Annotated in this window: 20 protein-coding genes; 10 read left to right on the top strand and 10 right to left on the bottom strand. The window is 46.9% G+C overall.

What is annotated here, in order from left to right; translation table 11 throughout:
- Positions 1–105: 105 nt before the first annotated feature.
- Positions 106–831, bottom strand: coding sequence for a RadC family protein (gene radC, locus OU814_RS03595; RefSeq protein WP_268180533.1), 726 nt, complete (start codon positions 829–831; stop codon positions 106–108).
- A gap of 109 nt (positions 832–940) precedes the next feature.
- On the opposite strand from radC, the gene OU814_RS03590 reads away from it, so the two are divergent.
- A complete protein-coding gene (locus tag OU814_RS03590; protein WP_268180531.1) occupies positions 941–1,822 on the top strand; it encodes a peptidoglycan-binding domain-containing protein in 882 nt (293 codons plus the stop codon).
- Here OU814_RS03590 and OU814_RS03585 read toward each other — a convergent pair.
- Positions 1,819–2,520, bottom strand: coding sequence for a uracil-DNA glycosylase (locus OU814_RS03585; protein WP_268180530.1), 702 nt, complete (start codon positions 2,518–2,520; stop codon positions 1,819–1,821). The genes OU814_RS03590 and OU814_RS03585 overlap by 4 nt on opposite strands.
- Before the next feature lie 136 nt (positions 2,521–2,656).
- Between OU814_RS03585 and OU814_RS03580 the strand changes: the two genes are divergently transcribed.
- The gene (locus tag OU814_RS03580; RefSeq protein ID WP_268180528.1) at positions 2,657–3,313 is read left to right on the top strand and encodes a phosphoribosyltransferase; all 657 of its coding nucleotides are present in this window, start codon (positions 2,657–2,659) and stop codon (positions 3,311–3,313) included.
- A gap of 12 nt (positions 3,314–3,325) precedes the next feature.
- Positions 3,326–3,652, top strand: a complete 327-nt coding sequence (locus OU814_RS03575; protein WP_197693235.1) for a hypothetical protein — start codon at positions 3,326–3,328, stop codon at positions 3,650–3,652.
- A gap of 23 nt (positions 3,653–3,675) precedes the next feature.
- On the opposite strand, the gene hpsP is transcribed toward OU814_RS03575, so the two are convergent.
- From hpsP to OU814_RS03540, 7 genes are all read right to left on the bottom strand, one after another.
- Positions 3,676–4,830, bottom strand: a complete 1,155-nt coding sequence (gene hpsP / locus OU814_RS03570; RefSeq protein WP_268180526.1) for a hormogonium polysaccharide biosynthesis glycosyltransferase HpsP — start codon at positions 4,828–4,830, stop codon at positions 3,676–3,678.
- A 7-nt stretch (positions 4,831–4,837) separates the two neighbouring features.
- Positions 4,838–5,095 carry a ParE family toxin-like protein gene (locus OU814_RS03565; RefSeq protein ID WP_268180524.1) on the bottom strand — a complete coding sequence of 86 codons (258 nt, stop codon included), beginning with the start codon at positions 5,093–5,095 and terminating at the stop codon, positions 4,838–4,840.
- A complete protein-coding gene (locus tag OU814_RS03560; RefSeq protein WP_017290453.1) occupies positions 5,092–5,310 on the bottom strand; it encodes a hypothetical protein in 219 nt (72 codons plus the stop codon). The genes OU814_RS03565 and OU814_RS03560 overlap by 4 nt, the downstream gene beginning before the upstream one ends.
- A gap of 30 nt (positions 5,311–5,340) precedes the next feature.
- Positions 5,341–6,504: a hormogonium polysaccharide biosynthesis glycosyltransferase HpsO gene (gene hpsO / locus OU814_RS03555; protein ID WP_268180521.1), complete on the bottom strand. Its 1,164-nt coding sequence runs from the start codon at positions 6,502–6,504 to the stop codon at positions 5,341–5,343.
- Positions 6,501–7,478: a hormogonium polysaccharide biosynthesis glycosyltransferase HpsN gene (gene hpsN, locus OU814_RS03550; RefSeq protein ID WP_268180519.1), complete on the bottom strand. Its 978-nt coding sequence runs from the start codon at positions 7,476–7,478 to the stop codon at positions 6,501–6,503. Before hpsN ends, hpsO begins: the two co-directional genes overlap by 4 nt.
- A 71-nt stretch (positions 7,479–7,549) precedes the next feature.
- On the bottom strand, positions 7,550–8,002 hold the full coding sequence (locus tag OU814_RS03545) for an HNH endonuclease (protein ID WP_268180517.1): 453 nt from the start codon (positions 8,000–8,002) through the stop codon (positions 7,550–7,552).
- Positions 7,927–8,235 (bottom strand): hypothetical protein, encoded by a 309-nt coding sequence (locus OU814_RS03540; protein ID WP_036044905.1) that lies wholly within the window; start codon positions 8,233–8,235, stop codon positions 7,927–7,929. Before OU814_RS03540 ends, OU814_RS03545 begins: the two co-directional genes overlap by 76 nt.
- Before the next feature lie 227 nt (positions 8,236–8,462).
- On the opposite strand from OU814_RS03540, the gene OU814_RS03535 reads away from it, so the two are divergent.
- The 4 genes from OU814_RS03535 to OU814_RS03520 all read left to right on the top strand — a co-directional run bounded on the left by OU814_RS03535 (position 8,463) and on the right by OU814_RS03520 (position 13,551).
- Entirely contained in the window at positions 8,463–9,629 is a 1,167-nt protein-coding gene (locus tag OU814_RS03535; RefSeq protein WP_268180513.1) for a TIR domain-containing protein, read from the top strand.
- Positions 9,630–9,650: 21 nt separating this feature from the next.
- Positions 9,651–10,103 (top strand): hypothetical protein, encoded by a 453-nt coding sequence (locus OU814_RS03530; RefSeq protein ID WP_268180511.1) that lies wholly within the window; start codon positions 9,651–9,653, stop codon positions 10,101–10,103.
- Positions 10,104–10,426: 323 nt separating this feature from the next.
- Positions 10,427–13,186 carry an AAA family ATPase gene (locus OU814_RS03525; RefSeq protein WP_268180509.1) on the top strand — a complete coding sequence of 920 codons (2,760 nt, stop codon included), beginning with the start codon at positions 10,427–10,429 and terminating at the stop codon, positions 13,184–13,186.
- 20 nt (positions 13,187–13,206) lie between these two features.
- Positions 13,207–13,551: a XisI protein gene (locus OU814_RS03520; protein WP_268180508.1), complete on the top strand. Its 345-nt coding sequence runs from the start codon at positions 13,207–13,209 to the stop codon at positions 13,549–13,551.
- Positions 13,552–13,553: 2 nt separating this feature from the next.
- Here OU814_RS03520 and OU814_RS03515 read toward each other — a convergent pair whose 3' ends face one another.
- Positions 13,554–14,828 (bottom strand): ABC transporter substrate-binding protein, encoded by a 1,275-nt coding sequence (locus OU814_RS03515; RefSeq protein WP_268180506.1) that lies wholly within the window; start codon positions 14,826–14,828, stop codon positions 13,554–13,556.
- A 36-nt stretch (positions 14,829–14,864) separates the two neighbouring features.
- Here OU814_RS03515 and OU814_RS03510 point away from each other — a divergent pair, with 36 nt between their 5' ends.
- Genes OU814_RS03510 through OU814_RS03500 form a run of 3 tightly spaced genes read left to right on the top strand, consistent with a single transcriptional unit; the run spans position 14,865 to position 17,810 of the window.
- Entirely contained in the window at positions 14,865–16,112 is a 1,248-nt protein-coding gene (locus OU814_RS03510; protein WP_268180504.1) for an ABC transporter substrate-binding protein, read from the top strand.
- Between the two features lie 34 nt (positions 16,113–16,146).
- Positions 16,147–16,989 (top strand): carbohydrate ABC transporter permease, encoded by an 843-nt coding sequence (locus OU814_RS03505; RefSeq protein WP_199329729.1) that lies wholly within the window; start codon positions 16,147–16,149, stop codon positions 16,987–16,989.
- Complete coding sequence (locus tag OU814_RS03500) at positions 16,986–17,810, top strand: carbohydrate ABC transporter permease (RefSeq protein ID WP_268180500.1); 825 nt, start codon at positions 16,986–16,988, stop codon at positions 17,808–17,810. The genes OU814_RS03505 and OU814_RS03500 overlap by 4 nt, the downstream gene beginning before the upstream one ends.
- The last annotated feature ends 53 nt before the right edge of the window (positions 17,811–17,863 follow it).

Below are 17,863 nucleotides of genomic sequence, written 5' to 3'. Positions count from 1 at the left end.
CAAATCTCCCCTTAGAGTGAGCCTTTCCGTTTCAAACAAAGATTGTAGATAGTTGCGCCAAATCGAGCCAATGGCGTGAAGAAAGACAATCATTCACATCAAAAATCAAACCTCTTGTGCGACTTCATCCCACAACGATGTGGTCTGTCTCAAACTCAGATGATTGCCATTTCCGAGAATGAGATGATCGAGCAATGGAATTCCCAAAAATCGAGCACCTTCGAGCAATTGGCGCGTCAAATTGATATCTTCTGCACTCGGTTCGACATTTCCTGATGGGTGGTTATGAGCAATGATGGCTCGGGTTCCGCCTTGTCGAATAATTTCTCGAAAAATCTCACGCGGATGTGCTAACGTCTCGGTTGCAGTCCCGATCGTAATCACTTGAGTTGCAATTAAGCGATGCTTCACATCGAGAATCAGCACGGCAAATCGCTCTTGAGCCTGCCACATCAATTCATGACTCAAAGCAGCAGCAGCTACATTCGGATCATCAATGACTGTTTTTTCGGGAGGTCGAGATTGATAGACTCGTTTGCCAAGTTCGATCGCAGCTAAAATCGTTGTCGCTTTCGCAGTTCCAACGCCGGGAACTTTCGTCAGTTCTGAAATTGTCACTTCTCGCAATGCACTCAACGGATCGCGCTGATGCTGACTCAGGGTTTGCAAAATATATTGCCCTAGCCCCACAGCGGACAGTTTCCCTGACCCTGTACTCAGCAAAATTGCTAGAAGTTCAGCCGTTGCAAGTGTTTTTGCACCTTGAGCGATCAGGCGTTCGCGAGGGCGTTCACTCTCTGGTAGGTCAGCAATCCGAATTGAATACGTCATGAACCGCGAAATATCACAATTTCTTCATTAATCCCTGACGGTAAATACAATGAGACACTAGCAGAACAAGCGATAATTTCTTCAGATAAAACGTAAGGGAATGTAAAACGTGAGACGGATTTCTGGATGGGTGATGGGGAGCTTGGTGTCAGGAATGATTCTATGTCCCGCAGTCAATGCTGCGCGATCGCAAGACTACACCGTGGCACAATTTCTCTCAGTTCTCAATGGATTAGGGTATGCGGTTCCACTGAATGCGCCAATCGACGATCCGAGAGTTCGGCAAGGCATTCGTGAGTTTCAGTTTCAGTTTCAACTCCCAGTTGATGAAACGTTGAACATTCCCACTCAAGACAAAGCAGCAGATATTGTGCGCACGCTACAACTTGGCTTAAATCGGACAGTTCGTCCCAATCCCGAGCTTCCGGGGAGCCAGTTTTACGGTAAGCAAACCGAAGAAGCGGTGAAAAAGTTTCAGCAGCAAAATCGCTTACCTGCGACTGGAATTGCCAATCTTGAAACTCGACGGCGATTGAATGACCTGCTCAATGATGCAGTTCCAAGAACAGAATCCCAAAACTCGCCACCTTCTCAACCTGCACTCCAATCTCCAGCGCTGAGCATTTATACTGATGCACAAATTAAAGCCATCCTGGCGGGGTTTGGCTATGACATCAATCAGAAAGCTCCGTTAACTGATGCCCCAACTCGGCGAGCTATTCGAGAGCTTCAGCAAATTTATGGGCTTTCTGAAACGGGATTGGTCAATCGTGCCACTGAAGAAAAGCTTTCGAGCGTGATGCGAAATCTGCGGAATAATTTGAAAACGATTTTGCGGAGTGATTTTGCGATCGCACAATATTACGATTCAGCCACCCAAGCCGCGATCCGACAATTCCAAGCCCGTTACGGATTGAGAGTTACGGGTCTGGCAAATTTAGAAACTCGAAGTCGGCTCGACGATGAAGCGCGGAGATTGAGACGAAACTAATCTGCGCTTCTGAGTTCATCAAGTTTTGCTCGCACTGCCTGAATATCTTGCCACATCAGCCATTTCGGTTGACCTTTCTCGCGAGATTGGTTTCTGAGCAGATAAGCCGGGTGGAAGATTGGCATGTAAAAGCGATCGTCTTTTTCGATCCACTGTCCCCGAACTTTAGTGATTCCCTGTTTGATTCCGACTAGGGCTTTCATCGCTGTTGCCCCAGTTAAGAGAATAATTTTCGGATCGACCATGCGAATTTGTTCGGCCAAGTAGCCACTGCAAGCCGCTGCCTCATCCGTCGTTGGCGTGCGATTTTCAGGGGGACGACATTTGACGACGTTACAGATAAAGACATCTTCTTCGGTCGTGAGATTCACTGAAGCCAGAATGCGATCGAGCAACTGCCCCGATTTTCCGACAAAGGGCATTCCCGTCTCATCCTCAGTCTGTCCAGGCCCTTCCCCAACAATCATAATCGGCGCTTTCAAATTGCCGCGTCCAATCACTGCATGAGTTCGAGACGCACCCAAGTCGCAGCGATGACAGCGATTACAATGTGCGCCCATCGCTTCCATCGTTTGATACGTCCCTGTTGGAATCGGAATCTTGGCACTCGTCGGAATCAACTCCGGGTCAAAACTGGGTGGAGCAGAGGGTTCAGCCGCAGGGATATCAAACAGGCTAATTTGTTCGTCGTTCGCCATGAATCGGATCGCGCAGAAATTTATTAACCCATAAATTCTAAAGGGAATTGCGATCGGATTGCGGCAATCGAAAGAAAGAAGACAGAGTTGAAATTCTAGATCTATGCTGAAGATATCCTTCAGGCAGGAGGAACGCATGTTTTCTTCTCAATTGTCTTCGGATACAGTTTTATTTGACGATCGCAAAGATGCAGGGGAACGACTGGCACAGTTAGTGTTAGAACAAGCACAGTCGGTCGAGGGGTCATTTATCGTCTATGCTTTGCCACGGGGCGGGGTGGAAATTGGAGCAGCGATCGCGCAGGTTTTACATTGTCCACTGGATATTTTGGTGGCGAAGAAGATTACGCGACCTGAAAATCCAGAATTAGCGATCGGGGCAGTGACCGCCGATGGACAAGTCTTAAGGTCGGTTCATTCAAGAATTCCAGGGTGGGAGGATGCGTTAAATCGCGCTTTGGCGAAAGCAAAAGGTCAGTTTGAGCAATTTCGCGATCGTCCGAATGTCACGGCAACGGGAAAAATTGCGCTGCTCGTCGATGACGGGATTGCGACAGGAATGACGATTTCAGTCGCAGCGAAATCGCTACGAAAACAAGAGCCAAAAGAGATTTGGATCTGTGCGCCAGTTGCGCCGCAAGTGATGATCCGCCAACTTGAAGGGATTTGCGATCGCGTTTTAGTACTGGCAACCCCGGAACCGTTTTTAAGTGTGAGTCGATTTTATCGATCGTTTCCGCAGGTGGAGATGGAAAGTGCGATCGCGGACTTGAAAAGAACTTTGCAAAGCTGATAAAAGTTAGTGATGACTAACTCTTTGACGCGAGGGAGACAGATGCGGCAGTGGCGCAGTTTTTGGCACACGATCGAGTTTATGAGTCAGGATAATCCGCCTCAATTAGTTGAAACGTTGATGTTGGCGTTATCGATGCTGCTGTTTAGTGTCTGGATTTTTAATTCAGAATTGGCGTATTTGTTGTTGGGATTAGTGTTTACGGTGGGAGCTTGTGCGTCGATTTTGGTGCGCGAGGCGTTGATTCCAGCAGTACGTCCGCGTCCAACGCAGGTAATGGCGACTTTGCTGTTAGGAGTGAGCTTGTACGGGTTTGCGGATTTGCTGTTTGCAAGATAATTCGCGCCTTTGACCGCGCGAATTCATATCAAGTCTTGGTAGGTTTTGATCACTTGTTGGGCGATCGCATCCCAACTGTAATTTTGTTGTGCAAAAATTTGGGCGTTTTTACCGCGTTGGATTTGTTCTACGCGATTTGCTAGTGCTTCTTTTAAAGCTTGCGTTAGGCTCTCCACATTGCATTGAGCGATCCAACCAGAGCGCGATCGCTCAATGTCTTGCCAGATATGAACCTGATCTGAAATCACAACAGGCGTTCCAACACTCATTGCTTCTGCGACTGCGATTCCAAAATTTTCGTAGTAAGACGGTAAGACAAACAAATCTGCTGCTTCGAGCAGTGCCGTTTTCTCACCGCCTGTGACGAAGCCGACGATCGAGGTTTTGTCTTTGAGTTGAGAGTATTGAATGCGATCGCGGATCGTTGCTTCGTAGCTTGGATCTTGAGGGTTGCCGCCAGCTAGGACAAAGTGAAAGTCTGAGCCGAGATTTTCCAGCACAGGGAGTAAGAGATCTAATCCTTTTTTGGGATCGATTCGAGACATGAAAAGCAGAATTGGCTTGTTCTTGGGGATTCCATATTTTTCATGAATTGAACTCGATGCAGAAGGCGGCAAGCTGACTCCTAATGGCAACACGACATCGCGAGTCACTGTATTGAATCGCTCTGAAGTTTTCGCTTCTTGCTCGCTGGTGAAATGAATTGCTGCGGCTCCGGCTAAGTTGGGACGTTCTAGCACTGCTGCATAAAGACGCTTGAGCTGGCGTTTTTTCTGTAAGTCAGCCGGATCGAGGGTTCCGAGAGGTCGAAGAATGTAAGGTAGCTGCTGCGATCGCGCAATGGCGGCCGAGCACGAACTCACAGGAGAGAAGAGTGCGTGAATGTGTGCAAGATCGTAAGCTTTGGAGTTTTTGTGAAGCCATTGGAGAAGCTCGATCGAGAATTTATACCGTCGAAATGGGGAGCATCGAAAGTAGTAAATTTCATAGCCGTTTTGAGCAACGGGAACACCTAAAGGGACATCCAGTGGGGCTTGTCCGACATCGCCGTTAGAGTTGGTTGTCGCGATTGTAATCTCGACACCAGCTTTTGCCAATGCGCTTGAAAGCCCCAGCACCATTTGACTAGGCCCGCCATAAACTAAAGAGATTGATGGAACGATTTGTAAGATTTTCATGTGATTTTTAACCCCGCAGGAGTTGGTCATATTCCGCATGGGTTCCAATCCAAAACCATGCAATGTCGTCACCTTCTTCAAGTGCTAGTGCGCGATAGTGTAGCCCGATTCTGACTGACCAGAATTGCCCGACTTTTTTGAAGTGCAATAATGGATAGCGAGAATCCTGCTTGAGTAATTCGTAACAGCGATCGGCAAGTTCCTGAATTTCTTCGGGCAGTTGTCGATAGTAGTACCAGAAATCAGGGGTCGCGCGATATCTCACAGGTCAGTACAGTTCTCTTCTCGTAAATGTTGTCGCGCTCGTTCAGCTAAGTGATTGAGCTTTCCGGCTGCTACATCTTCTTCAAATTGCCGATCCCACAGTTCTGCATCAAATTCAGCAAACCAGATCCGAAAAGCAGCGAGTTCTTCGGCAGACAATTGACGCACAGCCAGTTCGATTTCTTCTAAGTTCTTCATATGCTCAAACTTGGTCATCTATGGGATTCATTCTACCGATCCTATTTTTCAAAGCGATCGATAAAACTCCAACAACTCCTTCGCTAACGCCCGATTCGTATATTTTGCGATCGCTCTTTGATATCCTCGCTGTCCCAAATCCGTAGCAAAATCACGATCGTCCATTAATCGTGCTAGTCGATCGCTCAATTCCTCGACATTTCCCTCTGGAAACACCAAGCCTGAATCTGCAATGACATTCGGAATCTCGCCTGAATCCGAGCCAATCACTGGAACCTGACAAGCCATTGCTTCGATCAAAACATGTCCGAATTGTTCCTTCCAACCGACTGAAGTTAATGTTTTAAACTGATATGTGGTTTCAGAAGGTAAGACTAAGGTATTCATCAAATTGATATAGCGATAAACCTCGGCATGAGGAACACTTTCAATCCAAATCAAGCGGTCGCTAAATCCGAATTTTTCAGCTTGTTGTTGGATTTCTGCTTTGAGTTCACCTCGTCCGAGTAGAAGAAGTTTCCAATTGCGATCGCGAAGATTCTCCAATGCTTTCACTAACGTCAAAATCCCTTTCTCAGGCACAAATCGCCCAACAAATCCCACGACAAAGTCGTCCGGCTGAATCCCGAATTGTGCAGAAAGTTCCGGCTGAGACTGAGGGCAAAAGAGAGATTCATCAACACCAAGCTGCGGCATGATGCTCATTTTTTTTGTGTAACCGCGATCGCGTAAAATCTTAGCTCCGTCCTGATTTCCAACCACGATTCCGTCTGTATTTTTGAGATTGTATGTCTCAAGTAATGACACCGGAAACTGCAACGTATAAGGCAAATTCCACCAGGTAAAAAAGAGATTCTTGGCTTTCAAATTTAAGAGTCGATTCGCAGTAATAAACTGTGCATATGCAAAAGACTTAGACCCTTGCTCAACTTGAATAATATCGGGTCGAAACGACTTCAGTAGCGAAATTAAATCGGCTCCAAATGTGAGTAAGCCCTGATTATTTTGACTGAAATTAGAAATAGGAACAACTCGAAACGATCCTTCTTCGCGATAGCGAGTTTCGATTGTATCTTTCATCACGCCACCCGGTTTCCAACGTTTGGGAACGACGATCGTGACTTCAATACTAGGTTCTAAATTCGCTAAAGCTCGGAGCTTTTCACAATTGAGATCGACGATATAAGAATGACTCGCAACTAGAATTTTCATCGTTTCACCTCATCTCGTCGGCTATAAATTTGTCCGTCATCCCAGAGCGATCGAATGAGTGTCACGATCGCGCTAAGAAATCCCAATGAATAAAAGCAAAATCTCGTGATGATTTTGAGCGGTGAACCACTTTTGTGACAAGGCGGACGACCCAACACATGGCAGTCAAACAATCGGAAAAAGAAACGTGCGGCTTGCGAGACTGTGAGATTGTTCAATCCCATCAAAAAATGGTTGTGATAGAACGTCATCTGATATTTCAGCGACTTCGTACTGATATCGTGACAGCCGCCCGTTTCCTCACCCAAATGCACTAATGAAGCTTCTGGGTCATACCAAATCATCAAGCCCGTCTTCCGCAATTTCAAACAGAAGTCAGACTCTTCCCGAACTGCACTTCCCCGAAACCGCTCATCAAACCAAATATTATGTTTCTCAAATACTTCGCGGCGATAAGACATATTGCACCCGCGCGCGCTCAAAACCTGCTGCGGTTTCACAGTATGGACTAGATTTAAGTGATACCAAGCGATTCCAGGATCGTGTGCTTCGGGTGGCAAGTCTTGAATCTCTAGCCCTGGTGCAAAATCAGCGAGTTTCATACGATCGAAGACTCTGCCTGCCACTGCGCCAATCTCTGAGCGCTGATAGTTCTTCGCGTGTGCGGCTAGATATCCCGGTTCTAACTGCACATCGTCATCAATGAAGAGAAGGATCTCACCTTGCGATCGCCGTACTGCATAGTTTCTCGCCCCTGGTAAGCTTGCCCAATCAAGCTTAAACCACTGGATTTTCCCCACTTCTGCTAGGTCTTCGAGGAACTTTTGCACATCGGGTTCATGTACAGGAGTTTGATCGACGACTAGCACTTCGTAATGAGGATAATCTTGTTTTAGAACATCAATGATTGTGTCGCGCAGAGGTTCTTCACGCCCATACGTGGGAATGACAACCGAGATAAAGGGCTGAGTCATAACGGGGCTAGCAAACAACGCCGTTAGTGTTCCCAGAGTTGCAGACTCTAAACCCTAGACGAAAGAGGAATTCAAGACAATAACTTTGGATCGTCTTTCGGTGGATGCCATCCAACTTCTACCCAAGATTGTCGAGAATTTTGAATAAAGCCCTGATTGTGGTCATCATCATTTAGATCAAGCCTTTTACAGGTTGCTCGACCTATTGGAGTGACTCCTAAGATTCTCAACCCATCGGCAGTCCAAATAAAATGCTTCTCCCAATCCTGAGTTCTGGGATTAAACAGAGGCACTTCTTGATTGGTTTCTGGATCAATGCCCGTGATGAAGTTGTAGCGATGGAAGTTACAGCGTTGACAGGCATAGGCGAGGTTCTCGATCGCATCAGAACCGCCTAGAGACTGAGGAATTAAATGATCGATCGTGAATGGGGTCGCGCTGGTGCGTTCTAGGGAGTGGCAATATTCGCAGAGGAATTTGGCTCGTCGCCGGACAGATTGTCGAGTGAAGTCGTTGATTGCCACAATTCGGAAGCCAGTTTGGTATTCACAAAGCTAAAAATGCGATTGAGTTCTAATAATCCCATCATTTCGGCTTCTTCTTCTTCTGAAAGCGTTCGCTGTTTCCGTCCTTCAAGCAAAAACTCTAACCGTGCCTGAAGTTCATCAGTGAAATAGAAAGGACGGAAGCGATCGCTCGGATTCAATTTAATTCCATCGAATAGCCAGGACGAGGGCTGCTTCATAACCTGATTCATGATGATCTCCTGCGAAAGCAGACATACTATTTTTGGTAATTTTCTATAGCTATTTTAGTATTTTCTTTGTCGGCAGCTTCGGAGAGAATGCCTGATCGCACGTTCGCCAGAATACTAATTTTAGTATTGATAACGATGAGTGCAATTTGACACGATCGCTAAATTTCTCGTGGATAATAAGCAGGTGGATTCCACTCGACGTTTGCCCCAGACGATGAACTGCCCCGATGACTTCACCTCTTTCATTGTTTTATTCCTATTCTCATCAGGATGAGGATTTGCGCGATCGACTTGAAACGCATCTTGCAACGCTGAAGCGACAGAATTTGATTCAGCAGTGGCACGATCGTAAGATTTTGCCGGGTGAGCAATGGGCGGGAAAGATTGATGAAAATTTGGAGTCGGCAGAAATTATTCTGTTGCTGATTAGCTCTGACTTTATTGCGTCGGACTATTGTTTTGAGTTGGAAATGAAGCGGGCGATCGAGCGGCATAAGGCAAAGGAAGCGATCGTGATTCCGATTGCGCTTCGTCCTGCGGATTGTACAGGACTACCGTTTGCTGAGATTCAAGGATTGCCGAAGAATTTTAAGCCTGTGACGACCTGGGACAATCAGGATGAGGCGTTTTTGAATGTCGTGACTGGAATTCGGGCAGTTGTTCAGCAGATTCAGGCACGAAAAGCAGTGCGATCGCTGAAAAATCCGTTTGAGCCGTTGAGTGGCAGGGTCGATGATCCGATGCAGTTTTTCGGACGCGATCGTGAATTGCAGCGAATTTTTGAATTGTTGGAAAGTCGCAATAGTGTGGCGGTGATTGGCGATCGAGAAATTGGCAAATCGTCTTTGCTGCGGGCGGTTTATCGCGATTGTCAGACACGGTTGGGGCGCGTGCCGATTTATCTAGATTTGAATTCGATCGAGAGTGATGAGGATTTTTATGAGGAGTTGTGTCATCAAGCAGGGGTGGCGACTTGTCAGGGGGCGCGGTTGAAGCGATCGCTTTCTGCTAAGCGGCTGGTCTTGCTGCTAGATGAGGTGGAGAAGATGACGTGGCAGGGCTTTACGCATGGACTGCGATCGCAGTTGCGGGGATTAGCGGAGGGAGCGGATGCGCCGTTGCGGTTGGTTTTAGCGGCAGGGCGTTCGCTGGATCGGTTGTTTTCAGATGGGCAGGATGGGATGACTTCGCCGTTGGCGGGAATTTGTTTGGAGGAGAGAGTGGGGAAATGGGGAGATAGGGAGATGGGGGAATTTTTGGCGAGAAAGTTGCGGGGATTGCCGATTCAGTTTACGTCGGAGGAGATTGAGCGATTGATTGAGGAAAGTGGGGGGTATCCGAAACGGTTGATGCGGGGAGGATACGAGTTATTTCGGCAGTATCAATACAGGTAGGGGAGTGTTTTTGCTGAGAAGATGACGAGATTTGTGATGAATGGCTTGGCGTTCGTCAGTAAGGTTGGAAGGTTCGTGACGAATTGCGCGATCGTCGTTGAGAAGATTGCGGGATTCACGGAGAATCTTGCGATCGTGGTCACGAAAAGGAGAACGTTTTCGGTAACGATGGAGCGGTGTGGGGAGAATGATCGGGGTTTCGCTAGAAATTGGGGTTTAGGCAAGACGGAAGGAGATAGATTGATGCAGAAACTTGCAGAATCCAGCAGAAAACATCTCAGCCATGATGCTGCATTGATGTTGCTTGCTGTGTTGCCAGACCATATTCGGGACGCTTACATAACTTATGCTCAACAGATTGGGTATAGCATTGAACTCGTTCTGGAAATGGCTTTGGCAGATTTTCTAGATCCTGATTCGCTGACCTTTGCAGATTGTAAGCCTCGGATTGGGGTGCCTCTGGAGTCTGGATAGGATGGGGTTAGACTTGCGATCGTTGTTCGAGTTTCTTTATGCAGAGCTACCGTGTACACACCCGTTGATTTATCTGTTACTGCTGAGAGCTTTCGCCCCCTAAATCCCCCATTCTGGGGGACTTTGAAAAGCATGGCATGTCTCGACTGGATTGGCTTTCTTTGGGAGGTTCTTTCTTCGAGAGCACTAAGGAATCGATTCATTTTTGAGCAGTCAAAGTCCCCCATATATGGGGAATTTAGGGGGCTGAAGACCATCGAAACGAAGCGATCGATACGTTCTGCCAGTCGTCATCCTAACCATCTTCCTACGAATCTCATGCTATGAGCCAGCCTGTTCCTAAGCTTGATCTCGCCCCAAAGCTGCGTCGTCCGCTCTCGCTGTGGAATCCGTTGGATTATGTGCGCTTGCTGTACTGGGTATTCTACTTTCCGCAAGCGATTCGCTGGTATGTGGAGGCTTTTGCGAGAGGTGAGACAGGCTTTAGCAACACTCAAAGTTGGGGCAAGAAACTGCGGTGGATTCAACGCGACCTAACCGCTCGACTCCGTTTACAAGGGCTAATTTTGCAGATTGTTATGCCGATCACTACCTGCTATGTCCTAGGAGTGATGGGTATATCTATGGACTGGTTCGGTACATCACTCATATGTATATATATGGGGTTTGTAGGTACGATTTATGAGGATGAGCATGAGTATGAGGAGGAAGCAGGTGCTATAGCTCAAGTGATATGTAGTAGAGTAGCTATCAGCACTACTCTTAGCGTAGCTTTGGGCGTATTTACCGCGGTTGGCGGTGTGGCTTCTATCGTAGCTTACGGTGTAGCTTTTGTTGTGAATATTGATGTAGCTACTAGCGTAGTTATTGGCACAGCTATTGGCGCAGCTATTGGCACATCCTTTAGTACAGCCGTTACCGCAGCAAGTGTCTCAACTTTCACTATAGCAGGTGTTGTAGCTGTTTGTACGGCGGGCCTTGTAGCTGTTTGTATGGCGAGCATTGTAGCTGTTTGTGCAGCAGATGTTATAGATATTGATCTGGTAGGTATTATAGCGATTTGCGCGGCTAGTATTTTGACTTTTGGTGTAGTAACATTGCATCCTGGAAACTGGTTATGGGGGATATGCTCTGGTACTCCACAGTTTCGGCAGGGACAAAGGTTATTGCCTCACATCACTCCTGTTTCACTACCCTCAACAGCGAAGCAGCTATCTCTCTGGCTACAGCAAGATTGGCAAGTTGGATTGAAGATCGCAAATGATCTGCTGAAGTACACACAGCAATTTATCCCTGTAGTCCAAGCTGTAAATTCTGTTCTTGCAAGAACTGCGCCAGACAGTCTAATCCCTCATGTAGCTTCTCTTTCTGATACAGTCTGGGAGCAAAGAACTGTCAAGTACGCTTCTGCTTCTCTCAGAGGTGCGCTCAAAGCTGAATTTATTAATAATCTCTTTATCCTGCCAAGATTCATCAAACGCAAATTAATTTGGAATGTCAATCCTCAGTTACGACTTGATTCTCCCGCTCGTGCCACAGCTGCAGGCTTTTGGTCCCTTTACTGCTTCAATATCAGAACCGCGATCGAAGCCTTCCAAGTCGTCGAAGATTTTCCCCACGGCAAAGAAATGCTCCTGCTCGCCACGATTCTCAATCGCGCTCAAATCTCAGACCTCCAGCAAATCGCAACCTTAAACCTTCCCCCCACTCCCCACCCCCCACTCCTCCGCCCCGAAAGCTGGAACGCGATCGCCGCCATCCGCCGCGCCTCCGAAGATATCCGCGTCGTCTGCAATGCTGCCTCTCGAACCGCCAGAGCTTTCGCCTCAAACCGCGCTTTAGGCGATCTCAACTCCATCCTCGAAGCCCCCGACCAACTCCCCAAAGCAGAGCGAAAACTGATTTTATCGATCGCCCGAACCTGGCGCGATTCTCTCCTCAAATCCGTTAGCGAAATCGGCAGAATCGAAATCCTCAAACCCGTCCAAAACCCCTACGTTACAGGCGACCCTGTAGAAGGCAGTCTCTTCGTCGGACGCGATGACATTCTCAAACAACTCGAAGAACTTTGGTTCATGAGCGACCAGCTTCAATCCGTCGTCCTCTACGGTCATCGCCGCATGGGCAAAACCTCACTGCTTCGCAACGTCAACGATCGTCTCGGCTCCAACACCCAACTGATCTACGTCAACCTCCTCAACCTCGGCGAAGTCACCCAAGGCGCAGGCGAAGTCCTCCTCTCCATCTGCGACGAAATCGCCCAAGCTACCAACCACCCCGCCCCGTCTGACACCGATCTAATCAATCTCCCCTATCCCACCTTCCGCCGCTACCTGCAATCCCTCATCCAATCCCCCGAGTCCAAAGGACTGATCATCGCCCTCGACGAATTTGAAAAACTCGAAGACCTGATCACAGCCGAAAAACTCAGCCCCGACTTTCTCAGCTACCTGCGCGGACTCGTCCAAATGAGTCCCAAAATCGCCTTCGCCTTCGCCGGACTCCACACCCTCGAAGAAATGACCGAAGACTACTTCAGCCCCTTCTTTGCCAGCGTCATCCCGATTCGTTTGAGCTTCCTCGATCGAGCTTCCACCCGCCAACTCCTCGCCAACCCCTCCGACGACTTCCCGCTCGACTATGCCCCCGACCTCTACGACGAAATCTTCGACCTCACCGCCGGACAGCCCTACCTCGTCCAACTCCTCGGCTTCCAACTCGTCCGCCGTTACAACGCCCAAGTCTTCGAGCAAGGACGCGACAGATCCCACCAATTCTCGATCGACGACCTCACCGCCATCACCGAAAGCTCCAACCTCTACGACAACGGACGCTACTACTTCACCGGAGTCTGGCAACAAGCCGCCCAATCTCCTCTCGGACAGCAAGACATCCTCAAAGCGATCGCTCACCAAGGTCTATCCCGCGATGTTCTCTTACAACACTTCGACCCCGCGCAATTTGATACCGCGATCGAAGCCCTGCGCCGTCACGATGTCGTTCACGAAGTCAATCAAACGTGGTGCATCAAAGTCGAACTCTTTCGGCGTTGGGTCGTGAAATATGCGATCGAAAATCATTAACAAATAGAGGAAATCAGACAATGGATAAACTAACTGAATATCCCAAGCTGATTGAACAGATCTTGTCAGGCTATGTAGAACTCTGCAATCGCCGTCCGAATCCAGAAATCGAAACATTCTTAATTGTGGATGAACAGAAAGCTCACTACATCTGGATGAATTTAGGTTGGCAGAACGGAACACGGGTTCTTGGATCAACGGTTTACATTCGACTGCGAGATGAAAAAATTTGGATCGAAGAAGATTGGACAGAAGAGGGAGTCGCGACCGATCTCGTGCGGGCTGGAGTCGATCCAGCAGATATTGTCTTAGCCTTTCATGAACCGAAGATGCGCCAGTATACAGATTTTGCAGTTGCATCCTAAACTCATTTGTTAAAGATCAAATCGAGTCGTTGTTGTGAGGATTTGAGAGCAGCTTCGGGAGTAGCACGATCGAGTAATGTCGCTTCGATCGCGCGTCCCAAATTGTCAGAAATCCGATTATATCCAGGGAAAATTGGACGAGACTGACCAAACTTTGCTTGATTCAAAAACACATCGACCGCAGGCTGCTTCGCTCGAAACTCTTGATAAGCCTGACTCTCACGAGACTTCAAATTCGTCGGAAGATAGCCAGTGCCGATCGCCCATTCCGTCTGAAATGGCTCACTCATCACAAATTCGGCAAACTTCAATGCCGCTTGTTCCCGTTCTGGCGTGGATTTGAACAGAAATAAATTCTCACCGCCAATCACCGTTGCAGGCTGAGTTCCCACAGGAATCGGTAAGACTCCGAAATCAACTTTTGTCGCTTGCAATTGTCCAAGTGTCCAGGGTCCTGAAAGTTGCATCGCGACTTTACCCGCGAGAAAGCCATCCAACTCATACCCGCGTTCCGGTTGCGAAAGAATAGCAGAACCATCTTTCATCAGATCCTGCCAGAAATTCAGCGCCGCGATCGCACCCGGATTGACAATATTCACACCCGAAGCCGCAAACTCGCCGCCCCCACTAAACATAAACGGCAACCAAGTAAAAACTGTCCATTCCCCTTTGCCCAAAGGTAAAAGCATTCCAACCTGATCGGGCTTGCCATCGCCCGTTGTATCGCGGGTCAGTTGTTTAGCGACCGCTCGAAATTCTGACCAAGTTTTCGGCAAGTCTTTCACCCCTGCGGCTTTGAACAGGCTAGGACGATAGTAAATCCCGACATTATTTGTACTAAAAGGAACTGACCAAGTTTTGCCGTCAAACTTGGTTGTATCAGATAAGGCTGGATCAAGTTCAGCTTGGACAGGCGGATGGAAATCGTCGAGCGATCGTAGTGCATTGAGTTCGACCAATTGCCCAGTAATCATCGGCGCAAACCACAACATATCAGGAGCCGCATTGCCCACCACTGCCGCCAGAATTTTGGGCATTTGTTGGTCGCCTTGTCCGACGTAGAGCGATTCGACTTGGATCTTGGGATTTTGCTGATTAAAGCGATCGACGAGTTTTTGCAGCACATCCCGATTCGGAGGCGGATTCACCCCTTGCCACAAAGTCAGGTGAATCACGCCCGATGCCTGAGTCGATTGACAACTGCTGAGGCACAGACTGAGACAGACCATTCCCATGAAGAAGATTGATTTCAGCAGGCTTGCAAACCGAGACGGCATGATTAGGATGAAAGAATGACTTCAGATTACAAGTGTATGAGGAAATTGCTTTCTTGTTCGATCGCGATCAGTTTAGTTTTCTTCACGTTAGGCTGTCGATCGCAGTCGGATCGCAAAATTGAAATTACATTAAGCGGATGGCAAAGTAATCCGAATGAAGGGAAATTACTCGACAAAGTTATTCGAGAATTTGAGGCGAAGAATCCAACGATTCGAGTCAAACGAGAAGTGATTAATAGCCAATATATGGATGTAATCCGAACTCGTTTAATTGGTGAAGTTGCGCCAGATGTCTTTTATCTCGAAGCATTTGAAGCACCGACATTAATTAAATATGGCGTATTAGAACCGCTCAATTCATATATCAAACCAGATTTTAAACTGGACGATTTTGAACCCAATCTATTAAACGCATTTAAGCAAGGTAATACCGTTTACGGAATCCCAAAAGACTTTTCAACACTCGCTCTTTTTTATAATTCAACTGAGCTAAAAAATGCTGGATTCTCGAAACCTCCAAAAACTTGGAGCGAGTTGACAGATTATGCGAAGAAATTAACGATCGATAAAAACAAAGATGGCAAAATCGATCAGTACGGAATCGGAATCGCTCCAGAATTGCCGCGTCAAGCTTTTATGATCAAAGCCTTTGGCGGCAGTCTAGTTGATCAGGATAATAACGCTGCATTTGCAAGTTCAAATGGCATTCAAGGCTTGCAGCTTGTAATCGATCAGTATCGCCGCGATCGCTCTGCGGCTCAACCCTCTGATGTCGGCGCAAACTCAAACAGCGAAGCCTTTGGGCAAGGTCGAGTCGCAATGGCGATCGAGGGCGCTTGGGCAGTCCCTTACTTAAAAGAAACATTCCCAAATCTGAAATTTCAAACCGCAGAGATTCCTACAATTAATAACCGCAATGGAACAATGATTTTCACAGTCGGATATGTAATGAATCGCCAATCTAAGCATAAAGATGCAGCTTGGAAGCTGATTCAATACTTAACCAATGAATCAGGAATGAAAGCCTGGGCGAATCAAGGCGTTGCACTGCCTTCTCGTCGCTCAGTTTTAGCAGAATTAAAATACGATCGTAATCCAATTTACGCACCACTTGTCGCAGGCGCAAAATATGGAACAATCTGGCAAGCAGGCGAAACTCTGCCAACGATTATGACCAATTTTGATAATCAGTTTGTTAGTGCCCTATTAGGACAACAAACTTTAACTAATGCAATGAAGCGCGCCCAGGAAACTGCCAACCGTGAAATCTATTTATCAAACTAAGAAACTTAGAGAAGCGATATCGGGTTACGCATTTATGACCCCAACGATTATTATCTTGGGTGTCTTTTTGATGCTGCCTGTCATTTACGCGATCGTTCTTGCTTTCTACAAAGTTCAATTGCTCGGCGAAGTCAATTACAACTTTACAGGATTGAAGAATTTCATCCGAATTCAAGATGATGAAAGAGTTCGGATTGCTTTACTCAATACGATTCAATACGTCTCGATCGTTGTACCGATCCAAACAATTCTCGCACTCGTTTTAGCACTGTTATTGAATGCAAAGATCCGAGGTAAAAGCTGGTTTCGAGTTGCTTTTTTTCTGCCCACCGTCACATCATCAGCCGTTCTCACACTGATTTTCATGTGGATTTACAACTCGAACGGATTACTAAATGGATTTCTAAGCGCGATCGGGCTGCCGACTTACAACTGGTTAGGCGATCCACAAGTTGCACTCAAAGGCATCATGTTGATGAATATTTGGGCAACTGCTCCGCTATTTATGGTGATTTATTTAGCCGCACTTCAAGACATCCCGGAGAGCTTATATGAAGCCGCTTCAATTGATGGAGCAACAGCCTGGGAAAAGTTTTGGTGTATCACATTGCCCTTTCTAAAACCTGTCACATTCTTTGTGATCACGATGGGAATTATTGGGACATTTCAACTATTTGATCAGTCTTATATTTTCTCAAACGGATCGGGTGGCCCTGACAATGCAACTTTAACCATTGTTCTTTTGATTTATCAGTACGCCTTCAAAAGTTTAGACATGGGATATGCGCTGGCATTAACTCTAATTCTTGCTTTGGTGATCATGACTGCAACTTTGATTCAGCGCGCTTTATTTAAAGAAGAGAGATTAGATTCATGAAAACAAAATGGCTAATTTGGGTAATGTATGCGGGACTCATTCTTTATGCGATCGTCACTTTTATCCCCTTTCTCTGGGCACTCTCTGCTTCATTCAAGCCCCTTGCTGAAATTTCCGGGAGCGGCTCAAACTTTATTCCAAAAAATTTTACATTCGAGAATTATCAGCAGATTTTTTCGCGCGAACCTTTGTTCGGGAGATGGCTATTAAATAGCGCGATCGTAGCTGCGATCGTCACAGCTTTCAATCTTTTATTTAATTCAATGGCAGGCTATGCTCTGGCTCGAATTCGATTTCCAGGAAATCGCTTATTTTTCTTTCTAATTCTGGCTGTATTAGTTGTCCCGGCTCAAATTACACTCTTACCAAAATTTCTCATTCTCAAATCATTAGGCTGGCTGAATTCCTACCAGGGTTTAATTATTCCAACCGCCGTTAATGCCACATTCATTTTCATGATGCGACAGTTTTTTATTAACTTTCCAAAAGAGTTAGAAGAAGCTGCTGAACTGGACGGACTGAATCGATTTGAGACATTCTTTCAAATTGTTTTACCGCTTGCAAAACCTGCACTTGCGGCACAAACTATTTTTATTTTTATGGGGTCGTGGAATGAATTCTTGCTTCCACTAGTCGTCATGTCTAACCCCGAAATGTTTACTTTACCAATCGGTCTAAATGCATTCAAAGGTCAATACATTACTTACTGGAATTACATCATGGCAGCCTCAATGGTCTTCACTCTGCCCGCTCTCGCAATCTATGCCTTTTTCAATCGCTATTTCATTCAAGGTGTCACCTTCACAGGCGGCAAATCCTAGCCGAAATTTCTGCTCATCCGATATCCTAAGAATCGCACCGTTTCGATTTTCAG

Source organism: Leptolyngbya sp. GGD, from assembly GCF_026735145.1.
GTDB lineage: Bacteria > Cyanobacteriota > Cyanobacteriia > Leptolyngbyales > Leptolyngbyaceae > Leptolyngbya > Leptolyngbya boryana.
This window is presented reverse-complemented; position numbering and strand designations above follow the sequence as displayed.